General features: G+C 66.0%; 24 protein-coding genes. 21 read left to right on the top strand and 3 right to left on the bottom strand.

Annotated elements, in window-relative coordinates:
• The first annotated feature begins 17 nt into the window (after window positions 1-17).
• The 3 genes from OIE68_RS15160 to OIE68_RS15150 all read left to right on the top strand — a co-directional run bounded on the left by OIE68_RS15160 (window position 18) and on the right by OIE68_RS15150 (window position 3,072).
• A complete protein-coding gene (locus OIE68_RS15160; RefSeq protein WP_327100004.1) occupies window positions 18-1,283 on the top strand; it encodes a hypothetical protein in 1,266 nt (421 codons plus the stop codon).
• A gap of 79 nt (window positions 1,284-1,362) precedes the next feature.
• On the top strand, window positions 1,363-2,634 hold the full coding sequence (locus OIE68_RS15155) for a hypothetical protein (RefSeq protein ID WP_327100003.1): 1,272 nt from the start codon (window positions 1,363-1,365) through the stop codon (window positions 2,632-2,634).
• Window positions 2,635-2,706: 72 nt separating this feature from the next.
• The gene (locus OIE68_RS15150; protein WP_329411167.1) at window positions 2,707-3,072 is read left to right on the top strand and encodes a DUF4345 domain-containing protein; all 366 of its coding nucleotides are present in this window, start codon (window positions 2,707-2,709) and stop codon (window positions 3,070-3,072) included.
• 36 nt (window positions 3,073-3,108) lie between these two features.
• On the opposite strand, the gene OIE68_RS15145 is transcribed toward OIE68_RS15150, so the two are convergent.
• On the bottom strand, window positions 3,109-3,648 hold the full coding sequence (locus OIE68_RS15145; protein WP_327100002.1) for a helix-turn-helix domain-containing protein: 540 nt from the start codon (window positions 3,646-3,648) through the stop codon (window positions 3,109-3,111).
• Between the two features lie 81 nt (window positions 3,649-3,729).
• On the opposite strand from OIE68_RS15145, the gene OIE68_RS15140 reads away from it, so the two are divergent.
• The 5 genes from OIE68_RS15140 (at window position 3,730) to OIE68_RS15120 (ending at window position 9,338) form a co-directional block, all read left to right on the top strand.
• On the top strand, window positions 3,730-4,980 hold the full coding sequence (locus OIE68_RS15140) for an alpha/beta fold hydrolase (RefSeq protein WP_327100001.1): 1,251 nt from the start codon (window positions 3,730-3,732) through the stop codon (window positions 4,978-4,980).
• 188 nt (window positions 4,981-5,168) lie between these two features.
• Window positions 5,169-6,128: an acyl-ACP desaturase gene (locus tag OIE68_RS15135; protein ID WP_327100000.1), complete on the top strand. Its 960-nt coding sequence runs from the start codon at window positions 5,169-5,171 to the stop codon at window positions 6,126-6,128.
• Between the two features lie 105 nt (window positions 6,129-6,233).
• Complete coding sequence (locus tag OIE68_RS15130; protein ID WP_327099999.1) at window positions 6,234-7,184, top strand: hypothetical protein; 951 nt, start codon at window positions 6,234-6,236, stop codon at window positions 7,182-7,184.
• A gap of 215 nt (window positions 7,185-7,399) precedes the next feature.
• Window positions 7,400-8,653 (top strand): adenylosuccinate synthetase, encoded by a 1,254-nt coding sequence (locus OIE68_RS15125; protein WP_327099998.1) that lies wholly within the window; start codon window positions 7,400-7,402, stop codon window positions 8,651-8,653.
• 58 nt (window positions 8,654-8,711) lie between these two features.
• Window positions 8,712-9,338: an NUDIX hydrolase gene (locus tag OIE68_RS15120; protein WP_327099997.1), complete on the top strand. Its 627-nt coding sequence runs from the start codon at window positions 8,712-8,714 to the stop codon at window positions 9,336-9,338.
• A gap of 33 nt (window positions 9,339-9,371) precedes the next feature.
• On the opposite strand, the gene OIE68_RS15115 is transcribed toward OIE68_RS15120, so the two are convergent.
• Both OIE68_RS15115 and OIE68_RS15110 read right to left on the bottom strand, forming a co-directional pair.
• Complete coding sequence (locus OIE68_RS15115; RefSeq protein ID WP_327099996.1) at window positions 9,372-9,704, bottom strand: YnfA family protein; 333 nt, start codon at window positions 9,702-9,704, stop codon at window positions 9,372-9,374.
• Between the two features lie 36 nt (window positions 9,705-9,740).
• Window positions 9,741-10,460: a metallophosphoesterase family protein gene (locus tag OIE68_RS15110; RefSeq protein ID WP_327099995.1), complete on the bottom strand. Its 720-nt coding sequence runs from the start codon at window positions 10,458-10,460 to the stop codon at window positions 9,741-9,743.
• 215 nt (window positions 10,461-10,675) lie between these two features.
• On the opposite strand from OIE68_RS15110, the gene OIE68_RS15105 reads away from it, so the two are divergent.
• From OIE68_RS15105 to OIE68_RS15045, 13 genes are all read left to right on the top strand, one after another.
• Entirely contained in the window at window positions 10,676-11,647 is a 972-nt protein-coding gene (locus tag OIE68_RS15105) for an alkaline phosphatase family protein (protein ID WP_327099994.1), read from the top strand.
• A gap of 193 nt (window positions 11,648-11,840) precedes the next feature.
• Window positions 11,841-14,246, top strand: coding sequence for a RelA/SpoT family protein (locus OIE68_RS15100; protein WP_419150708.1), 2,406 nt, complete (start codon window positions 11,841-11,843; stop codon window positions 14,244-14,246).
• 333 nt (window positions 14,247-14,579) lie between these two features.
• On the top strand, window positions 14,580-16,205 hold the full coding sequence (locus tag OIE68_RS15095) for a cutinase family protein (RefSeq protein WP_327099993.1): 1,626 nt from the start codon (window positions 14,580-14,582) through the stop codon (window positions 16,203-16,205).
• A 51-nt stretch (window positions 16,206-16,256) separates the two neighbouring features.
• On the top strand, window positions 16,257-17,192 hold the full coding sequence (locus tag OIE68_RS15090; protein WP_327099992.1) for a hypothetical protein: 936 nt from the start codon (window positions 16,257-16,259) through the stop codon (window positions 17,190-17,192).
• A gap of 19 nt (window positions 17,193-17,211) precedes the next feature.
• Window positions 17,212-18,087: a hypothetical protein gene (locus OIE68_RS15085; RefSeq protein WP_327099991.1), complete on the top strand. Its 876-nt coding sequence runs from the start codon at window positions 17,212-17,214 to the stop codon at window positions 18,085-18,087.
• Window positions 18,084-18,725 carry a hypothetical protein gene (locus tag OIE68_RS15080; RefSeq protein ID WP_327099990.1) on the top strand — a complete coding sequence of 214 codons (642 nt, stop codon included), beginning with the start codon at window positions 18,084-18,086 and terminating at the stop codon, window positions 18,723-18,725. Before OIE68_RS15085 ends, OIE68_RS15080 begins: the two co-directional genes overlap by 4 nt.
• Window positions 18,726-18,750: 25 nt before the next feature.
• Window positions 18,751-19,047, top strand: a complete 297-nt coding sequence (locus OIE68_RS15075; protein WP_040692318.1) for a hypothetical protein — start codon at window positions 18,751-18,753, stop codon at window positions 19,045-19,047.
• Window positions 19,048-19,055: 8 nt separating this feature from the next.
• Window positions 19,056-19,331: a hypothetical protein gene (locus tag OIE68_RS15070; protein ID WP_245567243.1), complete on the top strand. Its 276-nt coding sequence runs from the start codon at window positions 19,056-19,058 to the stop codon at window positions 19,329-19,331.
• A 23-nt stretch (window positions 19,332-19,354) separates the two neighbouring features.
• The gene (locus OIE68_RS15065) at window positions 19,355-20,008 is read left to right on the top strand and encodes a hypothetical protein (protein WP_327099989.1); all 654 of its coding nucleotides are present in this window, start codon (window positions 19,355-19,357) and stop codon (window positions 20,006-20,008) included.
• 73 nt (window positions 20,009-20,081) lie between these two features.
• Window positions 20,082-20,897, top strand: a complete 816-nt coding sequence (locus OIE68_RS15060; RefSeq protein WP_327099988.1) for a hypothetical protein — start codon at window positions 20,082-20,084, stop codon at window positions 20,895-20,897.
• Window positions 20,891-21,742: a hypothetical protein gene (locus OIE68_RS15055; RefSeq protein WP_327099987.1), complete on the top strand. Its 852-nt coding sequence runs from the start codon at window positions 20,891-20,893 to the stop codon at window positions 21,740-21,742. The genes OIE68_RS15060 and OIE68_RS15055 overlap by 7 nt, the downstream gene beginning before the upstream one ends.
• A complete protein-coding gene (locus OIE68_RS15050) occupies window positions 21,736-23,220 on the top strand; it encodes a hypothetical protein (RefSeq protein ID WP_327099986.1) in 1,485 nt (494 codons plus the stop codon). Before OIE68_RS15055 ends, OIE68_RS15050 begins: the two co-directional genes overlap by 7 nt.
• Before the next feature lie 2 nt (window positions 23,221-23,222).
• Window positions 23,223-24,713 carry an SCO6880 family protein gene (locus OIE68_RS15045; protein ID WP_419150772.1) on the top strand — a complete coding sequence of 497 codons (1,491 nt, stop codon included), beginning with the start codon at window positions 23,223-23,225 and terminating at the stop codon, window positions 24,711-24,713.
• Window positions 24,714-24,717: the final 4 nt, after the last annotated feature.

Here is a 24,717-nt window from a genome sequence, read left to right as displayed (position 1 = left end):
GCAGCATGATCAATCCGATGGATCCGGTGTTGCGGGCGATAGCCGATGTCGATTGGGCCGAGCTGGAACATGCTTACGGCCCGGCGGCGGATGCTCCGGCGCACCTGCGGGCGCTGATGGACGGTGATGCCGAGTCCTGTGTCGACGCGGTCGGCTATCTCGACGCCGCGCTATTGCATCAGGGCAGTGTGTACTCCGCGACCGCGCCGTTCGTCGCGATCGTGGCCGAACTGCTGGCGCGTCCGCATACCGAGATGAAGGTCGAGGACATACTGCCGTGGGATCCGGGCCCGCGACCGTTGCGCGTCGCGCTGCTGGACTATCTCGAGGTCTTCGCGCAGGGGTGTTGTTCGGGGATCTCCGATGAGCAGTTGTACGCCGAGGCCTATCCATCCGGTCGTACCGAAGAGGATCTGCAGCGCGTCAAGGCGAATCGGCGCGCCGGGCTACTGGAATTGGGGCCCGATCCCGCGAATGCCCTTCTAGTGGAGCATGTTCCGACGCCACCGGGCTTGCTGGCCGCCATCGATGACCACGAATTCCGGGCGGCAATGCGGGCCAGGGACGAGATCGCTTGTCGCGCAGTTGTTCCCGGCGTGATCGAGGCGGTCGCGCCCCTGTTCGACGATCCGGATGTGATGGTGCGCATGGCCGCGCTGCGCGCGATGATCGAACTCACCGCGCATCCGGCCTATGCCGAGAAGCGGGCCGCGCTGCTGCAGCGGCTGGACGAGATCGCGCCGGCCATGTCGGATCCGGTCGAACGAGCCACTGCCGCACGGATTTCCGGCCTGAACGGCGGCCGTCCGGAGCAACTGCTCGCCGATGCCCATCCCGGTGTGCGCACCTGCGCCGCCCTCGCGCCTGCATTCGCCGCCGAACAGCGTGCCACCGACGAACTGCTTGCCGCGCTGGAGCATCCGGAGGTCATCGACCGGTGGTTCGATCGCCATCTGCCCGGACAGGACGGCTGGCTGCGCCACGATGTCATCCGCGAACTCGTCAGCCGTGTCGATGATTTCGAGACGCTGCTGCCCGCCGCGATCGAAGCCGCGTGGGCGGCGAATCCGAGCACCGTGCACTACGACTGTATTTCCTTCCTGCACAGAGCCTTTCCGGATACCGTAGGCGTCGGATCGGAGCTGTCCGCCGCCCAGCTGTCGTTCCTCGCGGTACTGGTGGAGATCGATGATCTCTGGCAGCTCGGTCAACTCGAACGCTGGCTCGATACCGTGGGTCTGCCCGGCGGTCGGGACGGCTGTCGGCGGCTCGTCGAGCAGTAACCGCTCGGTCCCACGTCCGCAGAGTAGGTGTAGGGTCCTGACTTTCGCCGCCGGAACGCGGACACAAGGATGTGTATCCATGGGAATCGAGTTGCACGCGGCGGGGGTATGTCGCGCGCCCACCGCGGACTTCCTCGATCAGGTGGGGGAGTGGCTGCTGACCGGCCCGGCTGGTGCGCGGGTCGACTGGACCGCCACGTCGGCGCCACTGCGGAAATCGGTGGAGGTCTCCGGAGATCGCCTGCTGGCCGTGCTGCATCCGGCGGCCGAACCTGTCGATCTGCGTGCGGCGCACGGGCAGGTGGTGGTGAGCGCGGGTTGTGCGTCGGCCGGGCCGGGCTATCACCGGCACGTCGCGGCGGTGCTGCACGAAATGGGTCGGCGATTCGACATCGTGTGGGACGAGGGGACCGAGGATCCGCTCGGATTGGGCGATGACCGCGCCGAGGTCGAACACGACTATCTGGTGTGGATCCGCAGTCTCGCGGAAACGGTCCTGACCGAAGTTCCGGCGGAGGATGCGTGGGTTTCGATCGGATTGTCGCTCGGCAGTGACCGTTTCGACTACGACGGGCTGGCCGCGAGCTGGTTGGGGCCGCGCGATCGCGACTGGTTCCAGGCCGTCCGCGATGGCGACGAGGCGGCCGCGCGCGCGTTCTTTCCGTGGTGGGAGGACGGTTGGACCGCGCCGACGATTCGCAATACCGCGATCGGCATCATGTGGAACGACGTGCGTTGGCGGGCACCATCGGACGCCGACGACACGCCCGCACTGCATCAGGCCGATGCCTTGCTCGCCGAGGCGCACCGGCTCGACGCGGCGCTGGAGCTGCCGTGGGCGGCCTGGCACGAATTACGGCTGCTGCTCGCGGATTCGGCCGCCATCGCGGCGGGTGCGCCCACCGATCTGTCCGCGCGGGCCGCCGCGGCGGACCAGGTGGCGCTCGGCTACCGTCGCCGCCCGGTGCACACCACACCGGTATCGGGGTGGAGCCTGCGGATTCCCGGCGATTTCACCTACGGCTGGGATGGCGATCGGTGGTGGGCCTGGGACGGCACCCGCCAGATCGAGATCACCATCCTGCGCGTCGGCGACCCGAAAACCGGGCCGCCACCGGCCGCGATGCTGCAATACGGTGCTAATGCGACCGCGGGTCATCGCGGCGAACCGGTCAGCGGTGGTCCCGGTGACGGATGGTGGTTGCCCTCGGAGGACGGTGACGAGGTCGGCGTGCAGGGGATCGCCAGTCGCCGCAATGGTGAATTGCTGCTCGTCACGATCAGTGTTCCCGGGACGCAATTGGATTGGGCGATCGAAGCCTGGCGCTCGCTGCACTACAACGGGGACTGACCGCACGTTTGTGGAAGCGGGTGCGCGCTCTGGTCGAGCAAGCTGGCCTTCCGACTCGAACAGGAGATTCCCTTGGCAATTGCCGTCAATACCGTCATCGGCGTGTTCTTCCTCGCGATGGGTGTGTATGCCCTCGCGGCCCCCGCAGCACTGATCCGCCCCTTCGGCATTCGTCTCGAGCAAACCGAGGCGCGCTACGAGATCCGTGCCGTCTATGGCGGATTCGGTCTCGCGATGGCGGCGATGCTGGCGGTCGCGGCCACCCACGACGGAGCCCTGCGCACCGGAATCATGGTTACCATCGGTGCCGCACTGGGGGGAATGGCGTTCGGCCGCATCGTATCCGCGATACTCGATGAGCGAGTCGCCTTCTACCCCAACTGGTTCTACTGCATTATCGAGACGGTCGCCGCGGTGGCTCTGGTGTCGGCCGCCTGAGCCGATTACCGGACAGTGACTTGTATCCGGTCGGCGTCACGTCCCGTCGCCCTCCAGTGCCTGGGCCAGCGGAAAGAGGATCGGGCTCAGCAGGTACGGCACGCGGTCTTCGGTCGCCGCATTGGACAGTCGGGGCAGGATCGCTGCCCGCAGGTCGGTGATGAGTTCGGTGAGTTCGTCGCGGCTGAGCCATACCGCATGCTGGCGATAGCCGACCAGATCGCCGACCGGGTCTGCGTCATCGCTTTGCAGGTAGGCCTGGAATTCGGCCAGCAAGGTGGCCATGGCGATGGGGAAGATCCGGCGATGGTCGGCGGGCGTCCCGGTTTCGGCATCGACCACCGCGCGCTCGCGTCGCAGGCGGTAGCCGCGTTCCACCACACCACGCACTCGTTGTTCCCGGGCCACTTCGAGGATGTCGTGGTCGGCGAGCAGGTCTACATGCCGGTACACGGTGGCCTTCGAGATATCGGGCATGCGGGCGCTGAGCTGTGCGGTTGTCAGCACGCTGCCCCCGGCGAGGGCATGCACGATCCGCAGTCGCACGGGGTGGGCGAGTAGCTCCATCGGGTCCATGGAGCAATGTTCTCATCTCTGATACTGTTCGCAAAGTTGAGATTAATCCCGGCTGATTTGCCCGGAGAGCAGGAGGATTCGATGTCGTCGATCGCACCCACTCGCACCGGCATCGAAGTGGTCGAGCACCTGTGCTCCGGTCGGTATGCGCAGGTGCACGCGATGTTCGCGGCGCAACTGCAAGCGCTGGCATCGGCCGAAAAGCTGGGTGCCGCTTGGGAATCGATCGTCGATCGGTACGGATCGGTGGCCGAGGTGGGTGCCGCGGTGCGTGCGGCCGGGGTGGTGCGCGTGCCCGTGCGACTCGAACATGGCGAGGTTGTGGTCGGGATGACAATCGACGAAACGGATCGCCTCACCGGCCTGCAACTGACGCCGCCCGCCGCGCCGTGGCAGCCACCCGATTACGCCGAGCCGGAGTCCTTCGACGACGAGCAGGTGTCGATCGGGCAACCGCCGTTCGTCGTTCAGGGCACCATCAGCCTGCCGCGGAGCCCCCGGCCGTGCCCGGCGGTTGTGCTGCTCGCGGGTGGGGGACCGTTCGACCGTGATATGACGACGGGTTCCAATAAGCCGCTCGCGGATATTGCGTGGGGACTGGCCGGCCGCGGGATCGCGGTGTTGCGTTTCGACAAGGTCACTCATGCGCATGCCGGTGCGGTCGCGGCGCTCGAATCGTTCACCATGACCGACGAATACGTGCCGCACGCGGTCGCGGCCGTGCGGGCGCTGCGTGCGAACTCGGCTATCGATGCGGATCGGGTCTTCGTGCTGGGGCACAGCATGGGTGGGAAAGTCGCGCCACGGGTCGCGGCCGCGGAAGCGGCGGTGGCGGGGTTGATCGTCCTGGCCGGTGACGCCTCGCCGATGCACTGGGCCGCGGTGCGGGTCACGCGCTACCTCGCCGCCTTGGAGCCCGATGGTGGCGTCGCCGCGCAGGCCGCGATCGAGGCGATCGTTCGGCAGGCGCAATTGGTCGACAATGCGCTGACGATGTCGACTCCGGCCAGTGAACTGCCCCTCGGGCTGCCTGCGTCGTATTGGTTGGATTTGCGGGACTACGACCCGGTCGCGGTAGCTGCGACGCTGGGTAAGCCGATGTTCATCCTGCAGGGTGGGCGGGATTACCAGGTCACTGTCGATGACGACTTGTCGCGGTGGCGGGCCGGTCTGACCGATCGGGCGGAGGTGACGATCCGGGTGTACGACGCCGATAACCACTTGTTCTTTCCGGGTGTGGGTCCTTCGACTCCGGCGGAGTACGGACCGGCGCAACATGTTGATCGACAGGTTGTCTCCGATATCGCCGGCTGGATTGCGACCTCGGGGTAGATCGGACCCCAGCAGATTCGGTATTCGCCACGCCGTCCGCACCGATACCGTGTCGGCACGTCTTCGCGATCAATTAGTAGTGAGCCATCACGCCTTCGGTGAAACGAATTAGCCGCAGGGGATTTCGGTGGCCCGGCAATGGGGGCACTCTGGAGGAGAGCCCCTGATCCGATGACAGGAATCCGATCGTGACACGTACCTTGACACAGCTGGAGTTGCTGACCGAACTCGAACCCGTTGCCGAACAAAATCTCAACCGCCACCTATCGATAGCCAAGAACTGGCACCCGCACGACTATGTGCCGTGGGACCAAGGCCGCAATTTCGCCGAGATGGGCGGAATCGATTGGGAGCCAGCGCAGTCCCAGTTGAGTGAACTGGCCAAAGCCGCGATGGTCACCAATCTGCTGACCGAGGACAATCTGCCGTCTTATCACCGACTGATCGCCGAATCCTTCTCCCAGGACGGCGCCTGGGGCACCTGGGTAGGGCGGTGGACCGCCGAGGAGAACCGGCACGGGACCGTCATGCGTGACTATCTCGTCGTCACCCGCGGGGTGGACCCGGTGGCGCTGGAACATGCGCGGTTGGTCTGTATGACAGCCGGGGTGCAGCACCCGACCGGGGTGGACGACAACGGATTCCTACCCGGTGTCGCCTACGTGACTTTCCAGGAACTGGCGACCAGGGTCAGCCACCGCAATACCGGCCGGGTCTGCAACGACGCGGTCGCCGACCGGATGCTGCAGCGCATTTCCGCCGACGAGAACCTGCACATGGTCTTCTACCGCAACCTCTGCGGTGCGGCCATCGATCTGGCTCCGGACCAGGCGCTGTTAGCGATCTCCGCGATCATTCGCAACTTCCAGATGCCGGGGGCGGGCATGCCGAACTGGCGTCGCAACAGCGTGCTGATGGCCAAACACGGCATCTACGATCTGCGCCAGCACCTCGAGGAGGTCATCACGCCGGTGCTGCGCAAGTGGAATATCTTCGAGCGCAACGACTTCGGGGCCCGCGGTGAGCAGGCGCGCGAGGAGCTCGGCTTATTCCTCGAGCAGCTCGGCAAGGATGTGCTCAAGTTCGAGGAGCAGCGCGACCGGGCGCTGGCGCGTGAGGCGCACAAGCGCGAGCGGCAAGAGGCCTGAGCGGCTTCCGCCGGTTCGATGATCTTGGTCCTGACCAGCGGACTCTTGACGAGCCGAGTTTTAGTCTTCTACACTAAAACTAAGCTCACGAGAGGAAGTGACGACATGGGATACGGACATTGGGACGACACCGCCTACCGCGCGGCCAAGACCTTCCGTGCCGGTCGAGGTCTGGACGATTTCGGATACACGGCGGAGATGCAGGGTCGGCCGTATTCGGATTGGCGGGCGCATCCCGCGCTCGAACCGCTCGGCGTCACCGTGCGCGAATGCCGGGATTCGGTCGAGCACGGCAACTCGCTGCCGATCGCGGTGCTGTTCGACGTCACCGGATCGATGGGGCGGGTGCCGCGGATCATGCAGGACAAGCTCGGCAAATTGCACGGGCTGCTGCAGCGCAAGGGCTACGCGGCGGATCCGCAGATCATGTTCGGCGCCATCGGCGACGCCGATACCGACCGCGTGCCGCTGCAGGTCGGGCAGTTCGAATCCGACAACCGGATGGACGAGCAGTTGCGCAATATCCTGTTGGAGGGTGGTGGCGGCGGACAGAAGTCCGAAAGTTATGAACTGGCCGCGTATTTCATGGCCACCCATGTCGCGACCGACGCATGGGAGCGGCGCGGGAAGCGCGGCTACCTGTTCATCATCGGCGACGAGCTGAACAAGGCGAAGCTGGCGGGCCGCCATATCCGCGGCGTCATCGGCGATCACGTGCGCACCGATATCGAGGTCGCATCGATCTATCGGGAACTGGCCCAGCGCTGGCATGTGTACTACATCCTGCCGAACCAGTCGAACTACTTCGACGATCCCGAGATCGCCGAGCACTGGCGGGGATTGCTCGGCCAGAACTTCATGAAGCTCGACGATCCCGCCGCGGTCTGTGAGCTCATAGCACTCACCATCGGGCTGGAAGAAGACCGCATCGACGTGCATGCCGGACTCGCGGATCTGCGTGACGTGGGGTCGATAGCGGAGGCCGATTCGGTCGGAAAGGCGTTGGGCATCAAGGCGGGACCGAGTATCCGCGCCCTGTCGCGGGGGCAGAGCTGAATCCGGCAAGTGTTGGAGTGCTGCTCCGATGGGGGTGTGGCCCCGGACGGCTATCGCGCGGGCACGCTGCTGATCTGCCGCGCTGAGCCTGTGACCGACGCGGCGGTGGCACGCGGATGGCGGTGCACAGGGCCGAATCACGGTGCGCAGCCACCGCGGCTCGGGTCGAATGTCCGCGCTTTCGAACGCATCAATGGAAAGGCAAGGGGTGAAAGGTGATTTCGTCGCACATTATCGTGCTCGACCTCGGGTTCGGGGATGCGGGGAAGGGAGCGACCGTCGATTGGCTGTGCTCACCGGAAGCGGGGCTGGACGTATCGGCGGTCGTGCGATTCAACGGCGGTGCGCAGGCCGCGCACAATGTGATCGCCGACGGTCGCCATCACACCTTCGCCCAGTTCGGATCCGGAACCTTTTCCGGTGTGCCGACACTGCTCTCGCGGCACACGCTGGTCGAGCCGATCGCGCTGGCGAGTGAGTCGCGGCAACTGGCGGCACTCGGTGTGCGGGATCCGCTGTCGCTCTTGCGGATCGACGGTCGAGCCTTGCTCACGACCCCGATCCATATCGCCGCCAACCGTGCGCGCGAGGATGCGAGGGGTTCCTCGCGGCACGGTTCCTGCGGTCGCGGCATCGGCGAAACAGCGAGTTACGCACTCGAATACGATGCGCCGACTGTCTCGGACTGCCTGCGCCCCGACGTGCTGTACGCCAAACTGCAGGCGATGGCGGCACACTACGGGCCGCTGATCGCGCCGAGCACGCACCGCTACGAAGCGATTCGCGATCTGGTCGATATGTACCGGGAATTCGCCGCCGCCGTACGGATCGTCGACGGCGCCGAACTCGTTCGCTCAGCGCAACGCGGGCGCCTGATTTTCGAAGGCGCACAAGGCGTTCTCCTCGACGAATGGCGCGGCTTCCACCCGCACACCACCTGGTCCACCGTCGAACCGCGCAACGCCCGCGCCCTGCTCACCGAAATCGACACCCCCGCTTACACACTCGGCGTCACCCGCACCTACATGACCCGCCACGGCGCGGGCCCCTTCCCCACCGAAGACCCCGCCATGACCATCCCCGAACCCCACAACACCACCGGCCGCTACCAGGGCCACTTCCGACGCGGCCACCTCGACCCCATCCTGCTTCGCTACGCCATCGAGGTCTCCGGGGGCATCGACGGCATCGCTCTCACCCACCTCGGCGTACCCGGAACCGGCTACGCCGCAACGGGATACGCGACTCCGCGCGGGGCAATCGACCGCCTCGAACCGGGCCGCTGGCAAGACCTCGACCACCAACAGGACCTCACCGCCCTGCTGACCACGGCCGACCCGATCCTGACTGCGGTGCCAACCGACCCGGTGCTGTGGCTGGAACGTCAACTCGGCGCCCCGATAGTCCTGACCGCAGATGGCCCGGACCGTCGCAACCGGATCCCGACCCGGGTCGTCGCCGCTGCCTAGGACTTCGTTGGTGTGCCACTCGGTCGAAGCCGGCCGGGGTGCGGCAGGATGGGGTGGCGTGGAGCAATCCGTGGTTTCGGTTGATGTGGTGGCATTGCGGTTCTGGGCCGACGATGCCGGGGTGACCGTGGGTATCGCAACGCGGGAGATGGAGCCGTTCACCGGGCAGTTGGCGCTGCCGGGGGTACTGCTCGGGCGGGGGGAGCGGTTGGTCGCGGCGGCGCGGCGGGCGGTGCATACCAAGTTGGGAGTGCCGGAAGCGGCGATCGGGGCAGTCGGGCAGTTGGTGACCTTCGACCAACCCAATCGCGACCCGCGCGGGCCGACGCTGTCCATCGCCATGTGGGCGGTGGTCGGGCCGCATGAGGGGCCCGCGCAATGGGTTTCGTTCGATGCGGTGCCCGCATTGGCCTTCGACCACAATCGCATCGTCGATGCCGCTCGCGGCCTGCTGGCCCGTCTGCTCTGGAAGGATATGGTTTTCACCAGAGCGCTGACCGGCGACGAATTCCCGGCGACCCGCGCGGTCGAACTCAGCTCCTCCGTCCTCGGCGCCCGCCCCGACCCGGCGAACCTGAACCGCATCCTGGCCGCCATCTCCGGCCTGGAACGCACCACCGAACGCCGCCGCGTCAAAGCCACCGGTCGCCCCGCCGCCGTCTGGGCCTTCACCCCCGACGAATAACGCACCGCGTCAACGTCTTCCACGCAGCGGTGTTCAGTCGCGTGGGGCGTACATGATGACGGCCACGCCGAGGAGGCAGAGGACGGCGCCGAGGTAGTCCCAGCGGTCGGGGTGGAATTTGTCGACGATCATGCCCCAGGCGAGGGAGCCGGCCACGAAAACGCCACCGTAGGCGGCCAGGATGCGGCCGAAGTTCGGGTCCGGTTGGAAGGTGGCGACGAAGCCGTAGGCACCGAGTGCGAGTACGCCTGCCGCGATCCAGAGCAGCCCGCGATGTTCACGCCAGCCCTGCCAGACCAGCCAGGCGCCGCCGATCTCGGCGAGTGCGGCAATGGCGAACAGTAGCAGCGACCGAGCGATCGTCATGCGGTAGAACGTACCGGCAGGTCTACGGCGAGCGCCTTACACCTCATAAACCGCGTACGTGCGTCCGAGCACCGGATAGGACACATTCCGCACCGGCACCCCACCCGCAGTGCGTCCGAATTCCGTGCCTCCGTGCGCATGTCCATGAATCGCCAGCACCGCACCGCCCGCGTCCACGGCGGCACCTAGATCGTGACAGCCCAACCCCGGATAGATCTTCGGCGGTTCACCCGCAAGCGTGTCGATGATCGGCGCGAAATGCATCACGGCGATTCGAGTTTCGCACTCCAGCGAATCCAGCGCCTGACGCAGCCGCAGTGCGTCCAACGGCCCGCGCCGCATTCGGGCACGGTGCTCAACGCTGCCCTCGTCGGGTGTGCCCGGGTAGTCGGGAAATCCACCGCTGCCACCCATCACACCGGCGATACCGACCTGCCGCCCGCGCAGTTCGAGCGTGATCGCATCGCCGTCGAGCACATGCACGCCGAGTGCGGTGAGCATGGCCGCGATGCGGTACCCGAGCCGCCGATCGTGATCGTGATTGCCGAGCACCGCGACCACCGGCATGGCGAGTCCGGCGATCTCGGCGCACAGCAGATCCGTTTCGTGCGGCCCACCGCCCTCGGTGAGATCGCCGCCCAGCAGCAGCACATCGGCGTTCAGTCGCAGGAAGTCCGGGCGGAAACGTCCCGCGACGGCGTCGCGCATATGCAGATCCGCGACGGCGGCGATCCGAAGGGGTGTAGCGGGGGACATGGCGGTCAGCCAGCCACACGCTGGACGGCGTGTCAACCGGCTTCTGCTGTTCATCTCACCGATACGCATCCGTGAGCAGTATGAATAGTTATTGGCTATCGCAAGTTCGGTGGTTGTTCAGCAAGGCGACCGGTAATGGCGAGACCGATGAAACGTCCATGAACACTCACTCGGTGCGCTACCGAAAGGCACTGTCGTACCGGATCGTTCGGGATATGAGCGCGCGAACCGTAGCCACCACGTCCCTCGCACGCAGGCAACTCTTCTCCGGAGCCGTTGCCGTCGCGGCCGTTTCGACCATCCTCACCGCCGGACGTGCGCAGGCCGGCCCCCAAGCCGACAAGGTCGTCCTCATCGGACTCGACGGCACGATGTACCGCAAGATCGAGGAGGTGCGGGCGCCGAACCTGTTGCGGCTCAGCGCCGAAGGCACACTCGGCCGCGGCTCCATCGCCCCGCATATCTCCATCTCCGGCCCGTCCTGGGCCACCGTGCTCACCGGCGTCTGGGGCAGCAAACACGGCATCACCGACAACAACTTCGACGCCACCCCGTTCGCGAAATATCCGACGGTCTTCACCCGCCTCGAACGCCACGATCCGACCCTCAAAACCCAGTCCATCGCCACCTGGGATCAGATCGCCACCATGACGGCCAGCGGCGATCCACGCGCCGACGTCGTCATCTCCACCCCGCTCGTCCCCGATGACGACAACGAAAGCGCCACCGACGCCGCCACCGCCGACAGCGTCGTCACCGCCATCACCAAATACGCCCCTGAATTCCTCTTCACCCACCTCGACCAGGTCGACCGAGCCGGCCACCAGCACGGCGGCGCGTCCAGTGAATACCGCGATGCCGTCACCCGCATCGACGCCCTCGTCGGCCGCATAGTCGCCGCCGTGGACGCTCGCGCTCGCGCCAACCCCGCCGAACGCTGGACCATCCTGGTCACCACCGACCACGGCCACCGGCCCAAGGGCGGCCACGGCGGCCAAACCCCCGACGAGACAGCCAGTTTCGTCATCGCCCGCGGCCCGAACTTCCTCGCGGGCGCGACCAGTTCCAGCTTCTCGCTGGTCGATATCACCCCCACCGTGCTGGATATCTTCCACGCCCCGCTCGACCCGGACTTCGACGGACAATCGCGCATCCGCCAGCCCGTTGAACCTTTTACCAGCCGATAGGGCACCTTTCGCGCACTCCGCTCGTTGTCGCCGCATACGATCGCCAGCGCCGCAATTCACCCGCATAACCGGGGCATTTCCGACTCGGCAACCTCGGATCGGGCAGGTGACCTGCGCGCGGACTAAAGTTGTGGTCTGGGCGGTTGCAGCGGTCGGATACTGTGGTCCGATCGCGGCGTGGAGAGGTGGTGGCATGACTCAGCATCTGGGCGAGGCGAATGTCGAGCAATCGGCAGGTGCCCCGCAGTCGAATGGTGCGGCCGCCTCGGATGTGAGCACGCCGAAACCGCAGATGAGCGGCAGTGCCGCACCGGCGCGGCAGCCCGGGACCACGGCAGCGGTCCCGACCTCCGCCTCGCGGCGGGTGCGCGCCCGCCTGGCCCGGCGCATGACCGGCCAGCGCGGTATAGCGGCGGTCAAACCGGTGCTCGAACCATTGGCGAGCGTGCACCGCGAGCTGTATCCAAAGGCGAATCTCACGCTGCTGCAGCGCGCTTTCGACGTCGCCGACGAGCGCCACGCCCACCAGTTCCGCAAGTCCGGTGATCCCTACATCACCCACCCGCTCGCGGTCGCCAATATCCTCGCCGAACTCGGCATGGACACCACCACGCTGGTCGCGGCGCTGTTGCACGACACCGTGGAGGACACCGGCTACTCGCTCGAGCAGCTGACCGAGGACTTCGGCGCCGAGGTCGCGCATCTGGTCGACGGTGTCACCAAACTCGACAAGGTCAACCTGGGTGCCGCCGCCGAGGCCGAGACCATCCGCAAGATGATCATCGCGATGGCGCGCGACCCGCGCGTTTTGGTGATCAAGGTGGCCGACCGCCTGCACAACATGCGCACCATGCGCTTCCTGCCGCCGGAGAAGCAGGCGAAGAAGGCCAAGGAGACTCTCGAGGTGATCGCGCCGCTGGCGCACCGCCTCGGTATGGCCACGGTCAAATGGGAGCTCGAGGACCTCGCGTTCGCGATTCTGCACCCGAAGAAGTACGACGAGATCGTGCGCCTGGTCGCCGACCGGGCGCCGTCGCGCGATACCTACCTGGCGCGGGTGCGCGCGGAAATCGTGAATACGCTTGCGGCATCGCGGATCAACGCGATCGTCGAGGGGCGACCCAAGCACTACTGGTCGATCTACCAGAAGATGATCGTCAAGGGTAAGGACTTCGACGATATCCACGACCTGGTCGGCATCCGCATCCTGTGCGACGAGGTGCGCGACTGCTATGCGGCGGTCGGTGTCGTGCATTCGCTGTGGCAGCCGATGGCGGGCCGGTTCAAGGACTACATCGCCCAGCCGCGCTATGGCGTCTACCAGTCGCTGCACACCACGGTCGTCGGCCCCGACGGTAAGCCGCTGGAAGTGCAGATCCGCACCCAGGACATGCACCGCACCGCCGAATTCGGCATCGCCGCGCACTGGCGCTACAAGGAGACCCGCGGCAAGCATTCCAACGACTCCACCGAAGTCGACGATATGGCGTGGATGCGTCAACTGCTCGACTGGCAGCGCGAGGCCGCCGACCCGGCCGAATTCCTGGAGTCGCTGCGCTTCGACCTGAAGTCACCGGAGATCTTCGTGTTCACCCCGAAAGGCGATGTGATCACGTTGCCGCAGAAGTCGACTCCGGTCGATTTCGCGTACGCCGTGCATACCGAGGTCGGGCACCGCTGCATCGGCGCGCGGGTCAACGGCCGGCTGGTCGCACTGGAACGTCAGCTCGAAAACGGTGAGGTCGTCGAGGTATTCACCTCGAAGGCGCAGAACGCAGGACCCAGCCGCGACTGGCAGAACTTCGTGGTCTCCCCGCGCGCCAAGGCCAAGATCCGGCAGTGGTTCGCCAAGGAACGCCGCGAAGAGGCCCTGGAAAGCGGTAAGGAGCAGATCTCCAAGGAGGTCCGCCGCGTAGGGCTGCCGCTGCAGCGGTTGATGAGCGTGGACGCGATGACCGCCGTCGCGCACGAACTGCACTACACCGACATCTCCACCCTCTACACCGCCGTCGGTGAGCACCAGGTGTCCGCGCACCACGTCGTGCAGCGGTTGATGGCGCAACTCGGTGGCATCGGTGATGTCGAGAACGAGCTCGCCGAGCGCTCGACCCCGTCGACGACGCCGAGCCGACAGCGCGTGACCGGTGACGCGGGAGTGCTGATCCCCGGCGCGTCGGGCACGGTGGCGAAGCTGGCCAAGTGCTGCACCCCCGTCCCCGGTGACGAGATCATGGGCTTCGTGACCCGGGGTGGCGCGGTGAGCGTGCACCGTACCGACTGCACCAACGCAGGTTCCCTGCGCGAACAGGCCGAGCGCATCATCGACGTGGAGTGGGCGCCCTCGCCGTCCTCGGTCTTCCTGGTCGCCATCCAGATCGAGGCACTCGACCGCACCCGACTGCTGTCGGATGTGACCAAGGTGCTCGCCGATGAGAAGGTGAATATCCTGTCCGCCTCGGTCGCCACGCACGGCGACCGGGTTGCGATCAGCAAGTTCACCTTCGAGATGGGCGATCCGAAACACCTCGGTCACTTGCTGAATGTGGTGCGCAATGTGGAGGGCGTCTACGACGTCTACCGGGTGACCTCGGCCACCTAGAACCGCACCCCGTCAACCTCGCTGGACATAGCCGGCGTACCCGCATGGAAAGTTGCGGTTGTCTGCCGTGTGGTTCGGCGTTCGCTGGAATGCGAAGTCCAGGATGATGATTCGAGTCGTTGTAGGGTCGCCGACCGGTTGCAGGGTGATTTTCGCCGTCGGAAACTTGTTGGAAAATCCAGGGTGGCACGCCGTGAACTGCCATGCGCCACTCGGTGGTTCGCGCAAACTTTTCGTCGAAGCCGCAGCAAGAGTCGGAATCTGTTACGGTCTATTGCGTTTCATGGCGTTTAGGTTAGCTGCGGCAACACGAATTGATTGCGGATCGCTATGATGAACTACACGGCACGGATCTCGGGAATGCTGATCGCATTCGCCGTTGCTGTGGCGACCGCGGGGACCGCCGTGGCGGAACCGTCCGATTCCGCAGGCCCGACGACCAACATCGCCATCGGTACGTGTCCGGCATTGTACGCCTTGGGAATTCAGGGCACAGGCGAATCGTCACCAGATGCCGCGCCGACCACCGATACCGGCATGCTCTCCACGGTCTTCATGCCGATGTTGGCCAAGGCCGATCCCAGCCTGGTCGACCGCGCCTATGTCCCATACGAATCCGGTTTCGGCGGCGCGACCGCCGGTGGCACGGTGTCGTATGCGGAGTCGGTGATCGGCGGACTGCTCCGGCTGCGCTCGATGGCCCGGGATGTCGCGGCCCGCTGCACCGAGACCCGCTTCGCGATCGTGGGCTATTCGCAAGGCGCGCATGTGGCCTCGATGTTCGCCCAGGAGGTCGGCCAGGGCCATGGCGTGATCCCGCCCGAGAAGGTCGCTGCGGTCGCCTTGTTCGCCGATCCGACCCGCAATCCCGGTGCGCCGCTGTTTCCCGGCTCGCCGGGCAAGGCGACGCCGGACCCCGCGCCGGGCACCTCGGGGGACGGGGTCGGCTCCATCGCGGCACTGCCACAGGAGCCGGCGAGCGGCGGCGGAATCGGGCCGGAACGCGATAAAGCCCCCAATTTCGCCGCGCTCACCGGGCGTGTCGCGAGTTTCTGTGCTGCAGGCGATCTCGCGTGCGATGCACCGGAAGGCGCGCCGATTCTGAAGGCAGTGGCATCTATTGCGGGCCAGTCCAAGTTGAGTGGCGGCGACCCGATCGCGTCATTGGTTTCGATTTCCCAGGCACTGGCGTACACGTCTATCAAGACCGCCACCAAAGTTGTCAATGAAGATGTTCAGGGCAACTCACTCGCGAATTTGTCGATTTCACCACAGAAGTCGATTTCGCAGCGCTTGGCCGATGCCGCCGATCCGCGCACGCCGTTGAATATTCCCGCGGCACTGCAGGCGTTGCTGAAGGTCGGCATGATCGGACTCAACGCGGTCGCGACGGTGGTCAAGTCGGTCATCAGCTCGGCTAATATCAGCCAACTGGTCACCGCGGGTTTGGCCGATCCGGTCTCCGGAATCCTGCTATTCGGCACGAAATTGCTGGGCGCGATTCCGCAGTTGGTGCCGCCGACGACCGGTGCACGATTGGTAACTCAGGCCTTCGACGCGGTGGTGCAGAACATCACCGATAACAGCGAACTGCTCAATGTGACTACCTGGGTGCGCTATTGGGATACCGTGCAGCGCCACGGCGTCTACAGCACGGCGGCGGTCACCGCGACCGGTGATACACCCACCCGATTCGTTGCGGACTGGTTCGCCGCGGCGGCACACGATCTGGCCGATAAATATGGCAGCGGAGCTGCGCCTATCGGTGGCAGCACGAAATCGACCACCGGATTCTTCGGAGAAAGTTCCGGCGCGTCGACCCCGCCGAATTCGTCCGGTACGGGACAATTTCCGTTCGGGACAGGAGCCGATGGCACCTCATCCGGCGGCGCGACGTCGACTCCGCCCACCGTAGTACCCGGCACCGTAAACAACACCTACCCGTTCTCCACGAACTGATCGCAGAGAGGGTCCGATTATGCATGTGCCTCGCTCTGCGGGAATGGGGGAATGTTGAAGTCGTACAAACAGCTGTCGCGCTGGTACGGCGCGCTGGAGCCGGAGACGGGGGTAGCGGCCCCGAACCCCGACGAGCCGGGATTGCTGGATCCCGGTGACGAGGACGGAGCGCCCCGGTTTCCGCACTACATTCGCGAGGAGGATCCCGACGAGGTGCGCGCACGCAACGAGGTGCCCGCCGATCTGGCCTCCGGTCGCAGCGAATTCACCGGTGGGTGGTCGGATTGGGTGGCCGGACGCGCCCCCGGTCCCGACGACGACTACATCGGTCCGCGCGACGGCGAACTTGTACAGTTCCCGTGGCCGGAGGACGACGACCACGACCAGGTTCCGCGTGAACGGTCGACTCGCGTGACGCGCGCACTGCGCCAGGAGGCGCGCGATCATCCGGCCGCGCGCCGGGCCCGGGTGATCGCGGTGCTCGTAGTGGCCGTACTGCTGTTGGCCGCAGCCGCCGCGGGCGCGGTGTTGCTCCTGCGCTCGTCCGGTGATCGCGCCGCCGCGCCGGTCGTGCCCTCGATGCAATTCACCGCGGGCAGTGTCCAATCCCGTGGCATCGCCGACTGTCCGACCGAACGCGGCGACCGCATCGTGCGCAGTGCCGAACCCGGCGGCACCGACTCCGGACCGGACGTGATCCTGGCGTTCCAATACGCCTACTACGTGGAACGCTCCGGCGAGCGGGTCCGGGCGGTGGTCGCCCCGGATTCGAATATCTCCTCGGCCACGGTGATCCAGCACGGCATCGACACCATTCCGCTGGGCACCACGCACTGCGTGCGGATCCAGACGATCACCGACGACCGGTATTCGGTCGAGGTCACCGAGTACCGACCCGGCGGCGCGCCCGCCACGTACAACAAGCAGACCGTCACCACGGTGGTGGTCGACGGCCACACGCTCATCACGAGCGTCGCGGCCGGATGAATAGGGAGAGCTGATAGCGATGGGAGACGACTGGAGCCGCTGGCTCGACGAGGCGCCCGATGAGGGTGATCCGTCGGACCGGCACGCGCCTTCGAAGGCTCCGGTGGTGCGTCTGCGGCGTAAGGGCGGAGACAGCGAATCCGCGGAACCGGCGCAGCGTTCGATTCTGGTGGTCGGTGGCTGTGGTGGTGCGGGAACCACGACCACGGCCTTGGGCTTGGCCGGTGAACTCGGCACGACGGGCACCTCGACGGTGGCGGTGGACGCCACTGCGGCGGGCAGCGATCTGGCGCTACGCGGGGCCGATGAGCACCTGCATCCGATCAGCCTGCAATCGTGGTTGTACGGTCGCGGCAACGATGAGCCGGCGCCGTTGAAGGAGTGTCTGTCGCAGGCGAGTTCGGGCATCGGACTGCTCTGGCGCGACGCCGCGCCACTGCGTCGGCGTGCCACATATCTCACAGTTGCGCGCGCGATCTATGACGCCGGGTACACCGCCGTCTACGACGGCGGCAACCCGATTGCCGGACGGCAGCTGAGACCATTGCTGGATGACGCGGATGTCGCTCTGGTACTTGCCATTCCGGCGCGCGCCGATGCCGCGAACCGACTGCGGGTGACCCTGGAATGGCTCGACGACCAGTTCGGCGATTCGGCCGAGGGGCAAGGCGCCGGCATCGTCGGCGATACCACAATCGTTGTCTCACACCAGCTCCCCGGTGCGGACTCGCATGTTGCCGATCATTTGCGCGAGCACCTTTCCGGCTGGGTTCGTGACATCAGGGAGATTCCCTACGATCCGCATCTGGCGCGCGGTGAACTCGTTCGCCACGCATCACTGGCTTCGGAGACGCGCCGGGCTTATGGGCGGCTGCTCGCCGGAGTGGCATCATGACGGCCGCCATGAAACTTCGTCGCCAGTCCGAAGCCGCCCAGGCCGGTGTGGTCGCCCCACCGGAGTCCCGTCGCGCGCCCATTTGGGACCGTCCCGTACCCGGCGTCGGTCGGGCGCCGCTGTGGTGGCTGCTAGGTGTGCACGGCGGTGCCGGAGCCAGTAGCCTCGCGCGTGTGCTTGCGCCTGCGGCGGATTCGGGCCGGCGCTGGCCCGGCGTCTTCGACCGCGAATCGCCCTTCGTCGTCCTGGTGGCTCGCGAGACCATTGCCGGACTCACTCGCGCGCATGATCTTCTGCGCCAACATCATTCGGGTTTCGCCGGCTCCTGTGAGGTCCTCGGACTGATCACGGTCGCGGCTCGTCCCGGGCGCATGCCCGCCGAAATCCGCCGCTACCGCGATGTGGTCGGCTCCCTGGCCGGTCAGGTCTGGCAGGTCCCGTGGTACGAGGAATGGACCCTCGTCGAACCGGAGAGCCTGCCGATCTGGACCCCGGGCGACGAGATACCGCAGAAGAAAAAGAGGATCGACCCGCTAGAGGAAGTTCCGCTCGAGATCCGGGAGCTCGGGGCCGATATCGTTGCGGTCGTGCGCGAAAACCTCGACAGCAGTGCACCTTTCGACGAGGACCACCGTTGACCGCCACTACCAAGAAAGGCAGCCGATGAGCATGATTCTCCTTGCCGTGCAGGACACGTACGGCACTGTCCTGGCTCAGGTCGGTAACCCGACACCGGAAGCGCCTCCCGGCTCGGAGAAGATCCTGCAGCTGGTCCGCTATCTCACCTGGTTCGTGTTGCTCTCCGGTATCTGCGGAATCACCTACGCGGGTGGCAAATTCGCGTGGGAGAAGTGGACCGGTGGTGGGCTCGAATCGCCGAAGATGGTGGCCGGAGCCATGATCGGCGGCGTCGTCGCGACGAGCGCGGGCACCATCATGAACGCCGTCATCGGGACTTGATGTCGGCGATGGCTACCGTGCGAATGTCGGCGGCGGAACTGCTTGCTTACAAGCAGATGCCCGCCGAAGTGCTGCAACCGCTGATGCAGCTGCTGAACTGGCTGCTCTGGTTCGTACTGCTGGTGTGCCTGGCGTGGATGATCGTCTCCGCGGGCCGCCTGTGGATCGCGTTCCGGAGCGACCTGGCGATGAACGACGCCTCGCACGGTGTATTGATGAGTCTGCTCGGGGCGGCTGTGGCGAGCACGGCCTCGGGGATCGCGTTGGCGTTCCTGCCGACGTGAACGGGGATGGGGACGGCCCTGGGATGATTTCCACAGTTGTGCGGGAGCAACCCGGCGTGTGGCGGCGCGGTATTCGCAAGCCCGCCGCCGGTGCGTTCGGTGCTGCCCTGCTATTGGCGGCGGTCGGCTGCAACGGCGGTGACGGTGATTCCGGCCCGAACCTGACGGCCGCGCCGACCCATGTGCGGTGGCAGCCGTTCCAGGGCGTGGCGCTCCCGAGTGCCGACCAGGGCCCGAAGCAGGTATCCGACGGCGCTGCAACGGGTTTCGAGCATTCGCCGATCGGTGCCGCCTTGGCGGCGATCGTGCACACGGTGCGATTGTCGGTGGCCGCCGACAGTCAATGGGCCGATATCGTGCGCCAAGAGGTGGTGCCGAACAAGGCCAGAGACGAGTGGGCGGTCAGCCGGGTGCAGCTCTCGCTCACCGGTCCGGCCACGCCCGAATATGCGCCGAGAGTGCTCGGATACAAGATCACCGGCTACACCGATGCGGCCTCCGCCGTCGACGTCTATACCGAATATTCGGACAACTCGAAGGCGGTGAACCACACCACTGTCGAATGGTTCGGCAACGACTGGAGATTAAGACTGCCGGATCCCGACTCGACCGCGCGCCCCATCGAGGCGGTCGATGAATTGCCCACGGAAATAGTGAAATTGGAGGCACCGGCATGAGCGAGCGCAGCGAGCGAATCATGTCGCAGCGTGCTTCGCTCATGACGGAGCCGAGCGCCGGCGAGGTGGAGTCATGAGCGAGAAGGAGTCGTACGCCCGCGATCGCGTCTCCTTCGGTGTCATCGCGTCCGCTGCTGTGCTGGTGCTCATCGTGGTCGTCGGCGTATTCGTGTACGTGAGCCGGGACGATTCGGGTTCTGGTGGCGACAAGGCCGCCGCCGCAGCCAATTCCGGCGGTGAGGGCTTCGCGACCCCCGAGGTGGATATCCTCGGCAGGCGCGTCGATATTCCGAACAACCCTGCCGGACAACCACTTCTGCAGGATCCGACTCGGCAGCGCAGGCCGTCGGACGCAGACTGGCTGACCGCGGCACCCGAGGGCACCACCGCACCGCACGGTTGGCAGCGCGTCTACGGCGCTTCGGTCCCGTTCTCCACCTCCGACGGACCGACCCACATCGAAGACGGTCTGGCCGTGGGCTATTCGCACACCCCGCAGGGTGCGGTGCTCGCCGCGGCCCAGATCACCTACCGCCTCAACGCCCGCCCCGCCGACCGCGACCTCTATGTCCGCCAGGTCCGCGTCTCGGCCCAGCAGATCGCCGCCTACGACAAGGCCCTGTCCCAGGACAAACTCCCGGAACAGCAGCCGGAGAAGGTGACAAAGTATTTCGTCGCCTCGGACGCGTTCAAGGTCGAGAACTATGCGGACGATTTGGCGATCATCCAGTTGGCAACCCGTGGCCAGGTGGTCGATGGCAAGCAGCTGTGGGCGGCCCTGCGATTGGTGATGATCTGGGATGCGGGAGACTGGCGGCTGAAGCCGGCGACCTCCAATAACCCGCAGACCGAATACGTCGAGTCGTTGAACGGGTGGACCAAATGGTGACCATGGGGCCCGGATCCGGTCCGGCAGGCAAACGTTCGCCGCTCGCGATGCTGGGCGTCGGCGCATTGCTTGCCGTGGTCGTCGCGGTCGCCGTGACCGTGGTCGCGATGCGAGACAATGCCGCCGGGGGTGACCAGGTATCGAAGACCGGCACGAGTTCGGAGAATGTGCCCGGCACCGCAGTGTCCGGGTTCGGGAACCCAGAAGTCGATATGTTCGGCCGCCGCGTGGATATGCCCGACAACGGCATCGGCACTGCGCTGGAACAGAATCCGGCCGTGCAGCAGCAGCCGGGCGCATCGACCTGGCTGACCGCGGCACCGCAGCCCGCGAGCGGACAAGGCGTGTGGCAGCGGGTATTCGGCGGACCCGTAGTGCGGTTCTCCACCTCCGACGGCCCAGCGCGCGTCGACGGTAAGGCCGCTGTCGGATTCGCCCACACCCCACAGGGCGCGGCCCTGGCTGCCGAACAGATCTACTGGCGCACCAACGCCAACCCGCGTGATCGTGATCTTCTGCTGCGGCTGGTCGAGGTCACCCCGCAATACCTGGCCGACTACGACCGACTCGTCGCCGAGGGCAAGGTCTCGGATCGACTGCCGGATAAGTTGAGCCCCTTGCTGTTCGCTTCGGATGCGTTCCGAATCGAAAGCTATACCGAAGATTCCGCGATCATCCAGTTTGCGAGAAAGGCCCGAGAAACAGCTGATGGTCAACCAACATGGGTCGGCATGCGCCTGGCAGTGATATGGCGCGACGGCGATTGGAAGCTCACTGCGGTGAGCGGACAGCAGCAAGTCCAGATCGATTCCCTGCGAAGCATCGAGGGGTGGACACAATGGTGAGGCGTGTACTCACGATATTCGCGGTCATCTTCACAGTGATGATCGCGACGCCGACGGTGGCCTATGGCCAGACGTACGGTTTCGACGATACGTGCAACGAACTGCACGACACCCTCGACAATGTCGGGCTGCCGGGCGTCTCTCTCGGTGACGCCGCGTCGGCGGTATGCAAGGCGGGCAATGCCGCCTCGCACCCGGGCAGCGCCGCGAACGCGGTCAAGGACAAGGCCTGGGATTCGACCTTCGGCAAGGTCGTCGATTCGTTGATGAACGGCCTCGGTGAGGCCATCATCCTCGCGTTGACCTTCTGGATGAAGGTCCCCAACGAGGCGGCCAGCGATTCGGGTTCGTTGTTCGTCAAGATCAACGACTACACCTATCAAGCGCAGATATTGCTGCTCATAGCCTCGGTGATATTGTCCGGCGCCAGATTGGCCGAGGCCAGACGCGGCGCCGTCATGAATGAGGCGGCCGAATCGTTCCGCATGTTCACGCGGGTGGTTTTCAGTTCCTGGATGCTCGGCGCCGTCATCGTCGCGGGCACTCAGGCCTCGGATCGCTTCTCCGAGTGGATCATCAATGATTCGACCAATGGCAACGCCAAGGATCTGGCCGAGCTGATGGTGAAAACCAGTAAGCTGCAGGCATTCTCGCCGGGTCTGGTGTTGATCATCGCGATCGTCGGACTGCTCGGCGCACTGGCACAGATTGTGCTCGCCATCGTGCGTCAGGGTCTGCTGATCATCGCGGCGGGTGTGCTGCCATTGGCCGCGGCCGCATCCGGGATGAATATCGGTAAACAGTCGTATCAGAAGCTGATCGGCTGGATCATCGCGTTCATGCTCTGGAAGCCGGTGGCCGCCATCGTCTATATGATCGCGTTCACCACCGCGGGCCATGTGGATTCGCTGACCGATACCGGCGGACTGCCCGAAGGTGAACAGGCCCAACGGATGTTGGTCGCCATCGTGCTGCTGTGCAGCGTCGCGTTCGTGCTGCCCGCATTGATGCGGTTGGTCACGCCGGCGGTCGCGATCGTGGGTAGTGGTGGTTCCGGTCTCACCGCGGCGGGCGGAACCTTGCTCGCGGTGGGCGCTTTGGGTGCGATGGGCACCAAGGCCGTCGCGACGAAGAGCGCCGCGCCGGGATCGGCGGGTTACGTCAGCGGTACCTCCACCGGTCCGCGTCCACCGGGTGGTGCGGGCGGTCCGCGCGGCGGCGGTGGCGCGCCGCGCCCGGCCCCGCCACGCGGCGGCGGCGGTGGCAGTGGCGCAGCGGCGGGCGGACCTCCGCGCGCCTCCGTCCCGCAGGGCGGGGCGGGAGTACCGTCCGGTGCGTCGAGGGCGGCGGGTGCGATCGGCGTGGCCCGTGCGGCATCCGCGCCGCTGAACCGAGCCGATGAAGCCATGGGTGATGTGGCGGGCGACCGCTGGGCGAACCGTTCGCCCGACCTCGGGAGGAGCACCATTCCGCGATGACGATGACGACGAGCGATACCTACGAGCGCCGCTCGTACGGGCTGTGGCAGAAGCCGCGCAGCGCAGGCCTTTTCGGTCTGCGCTGGGAAGAGACCGTCATCGGCTTCGTCGTCGTGATCACGGCCCTTATCTGCGCCATGGTCGGCGGCTTCAAATGGGGTCTGATCGTGGGCGGCACCGGTGTTGTCGTGATGGTTCCACTGGTGTGGCGGACGGGGGGCCGCTCTGGATACGAGAACGGATTGATGATGTTCAACTGGATGCGCTCACGCAACCGCGGAGAGCATGTGTATCGCGGCGGCCGGTTCTCGCGGATTCCGGGCGGTGTCACGCGGCTACCCGGTCTGCTCGCGCCGTCCAAGCTCTACGAGGGCATCGATGCGGGCGGCTACAGCTTCGGCATGATCCACCTACCGCAATTCGCCCAGTACACAGTGGTTTTGCGGGCTTGGCCGCAGGGGCACGAGGCGGTGGACCAGCCGGTCATCGATCGCTGGGTCTCGGCCTGGGGTACTTTTCTCGCTTCGGTCGGCCAGACCAGTGACATCGTCGCGGTCGTCCCGGTGATCGATACCGTGCCCGAGACGGGTAACCGGCTGCTGACCGAGGTCTCGACCATCACCCGTCCGGAAGCGCCGGAGCTGGCGCAGCAGGTGATGTACGAACTCGCCACCGAGTTGCCGCAGGAACGGGTGCAGTTGCTGCCGCGCGTTGCGATCACCTTCAAGGCGACCACCGCTGAGCGCCGCAAGAATCCGGCCGAGGAGGCCGTCGAGATCGGGCGCAGGCTCCCCGGAATCTGTGCCGCGATGGCCGAGGCAGGTGTGCGCGCGCAGCCGATGTCGGCTGATGAGGTCATCTCGTTCATACGGCGCAGCTACGACCCTGCCTCGCAGGCCGACCTCGAGGTCGCCTCGGGCGAACCCGAGGGGCATGGACTGGATTGGGCCGATGCCGGACCGGTTTCGCACGACGAGAAGTGGGATCATCTGGTGCACGACGGTGGCCGTTCGGTCACCTGGGAGATGGACGCGGCACCCGAGGGCGCGGTGGACGAGCGAGTGCTGCAACGGCTGCTCGCGCCGAATCCCGAAGTGCCGCGCAAGCGCATCGCCATCGTGTACCGTCCGCATTCGGCCGCCGACGCCGCCGAAATCGTCGACGACGATTTCAAGAACGCGCTGGTGGCCCAGCAGAGTGAACGCGGTGTCGTCTCGGCGGCCGCGACCCTGCGGGTGGGCGCCACCCAGCAGGCCCGTGAGGAACAAGCCCGGGGTCACGGTGTGACCCGCTTCGGTGCGCTGGTGACCATCACCGAGCCCCTGCGCGGTGATCTGCCACGCATCGAAGCCATTACCCGCGACCTGTCCACGCAGGCGCGGTTGAAGATCCGGCGGTGCTACCGCTACCAGGCGGCGGCCTTCGCGGCCTCGCTCGGTTGTGGGGTGATCCTGCCGGAACACGCGACAATTCCGAAAGCCTTGGCGGGGTGAGCAT

The organism is Nocardia vinacea (genome assembly GCF_035920345.1).
Lineage (GTDB): Bacteria > Actinomycetota > Actinomycetes > Mycobacteriales > Mycobacteriaceae > Nocardia > Nocardia vinacea_A.
The sequence above is the reverse complement of the archived record's forward strand: the minus strand, read 5'-3'. Positions and strand labels throughout refer to the sequence as shown.

Coding starts and splice junctions, on each gene's coding strand:
- OIE68_RS15160 (WP_327100004.1), top strand. CDS start 18: ATGGATCCGGTGTTGCGGGCGATAGCCGATGTCGATTGGGCCGAGCTG.
- OIE68_RS15155 (WP_327100003.1), top strand. CDS start 1,363: ATGGGAATCGAGTTGCACGCGGCGGGGGTATGTCGCGCGCCCACCGCG.
- OIE68_RS15145 (WP_327100002.1), bottom strand. CDS start 3,648: ATGGACCCGATGGAGCTACTCGCCCACCCCGTGCGACTGCGGATCGTG.
- OIE68_RS15140 (WP_327100001.1), top strand. CDS start 3,730: ATGTCGTCGATCGCACCCACTCGCACCGGCATCGAAGTGGTCGAGCAC.
- OIE68_RS15130 (WP_327099999.1), top strand. CDS start 6,234: ATGGGATACGGACATTGGGACGACACCGCCTACCGCGCGGCCAAGACC.
- OIE68_RS15115 (WP_327099996.1), bottom strand. CDS start 9,704: ATGACGATCGCTCGGTCGCTGCTACTGTTCGCCATTGCCGCACTCGCC.
- OIE68_RS15110 (WP_327099995.1), bottom strand. CDS start 10,460: ATGTCCCCCGCTACACCCCTTCGGATCGCCGCCGTCGCGGATCTGCAT.
- OIE68_RS15105 (WP_327099994.1), top strand. CDS start 10,676: ATGAGCGCGCGAACCGTAGCCACCACGTCCCTCGCACGCAGGCAACTC.
- OIE68_RS15100 (WP_419150708.1), top strand. CDS start 11,841: ATGACTCAGCATCTGGGCGAGGCGAATGTCGAGCAATCGGCAGGTGCC.
- OIE68_RS15095 (WP_327099993.1), top strand. CDS start 14,580: ATGAACTACACGGCACGGATCTCGGGAATGCTGATCGCATTCGCCGTT.
- OIE68_RS15090 (WP_327099992.1), top strand. CDS start 16,257: ATGTTGAAGTCGTACAAACAGCTGTCGCGCTGGTACGGCGCGCTGGAG.
- OIE68_RS15085 (WP_327099991.1), top strand. CDS start 17,212: ATGGGAGACGACTGGAGCCGCTGGCTCGACGAGGCGCCCGATGAGGGT.
- OIE68_RS15080 (WP_327099990.1), top strand. CDS start 18,084: ATGACGGCCGCCATGAAACTTCGTCGCCAGTCCGAAGCCGCCCAGGCC.
- OIE68_RS15075 (WP_040692318.1), top strand. CDS start 18,751: ATGAGCATGATTCTCCTTGCCGTGCAGGACACGTACGGCACTGTCCTG.
- OIE68_RS15070 (WP_245567243.1), top strand. CDS start 19,056: ATGGCTACCGTGCGAATGTCGGCGGCGGAACTGCTTGCTTACAAGCAG.
- OIE68_RS15065 (WP_327099989.1), top strand. CDS start 19,355: ATGATTTCCACAGTTGTGCGGGAGCAACCCGGCGTGTGGCGGCGCGGT.
- OIE68_RS15060 (WP_327099988.1), top strand. CDS start 20,082: ATGAGCGAGAAGGAGTCGTACGCCCGCGATCGCGTCTCCTTCGGTGTC.
- OIE68_RS15055 (WP_327099987.1), top strand. CDS start 20,891: ATGGTGACCATGGGGCCCGGATCCGGTCCGGCAGGCAAACGTTCGCCG.
- OIE68_RS15050 (WP_327099986.1), top strand. CDS start 21,736: ATGGTGAGGCGTGTACTCACGATATTCGCGGTCATCTTCACAGTGATG.
- OIE68_RS15045 (WP_419150772.1), top strand. CDS start 23,223: ATGACGACGAGCGATACCTACGAGCGCCGCTCGTACGGGCTGTGGCAG.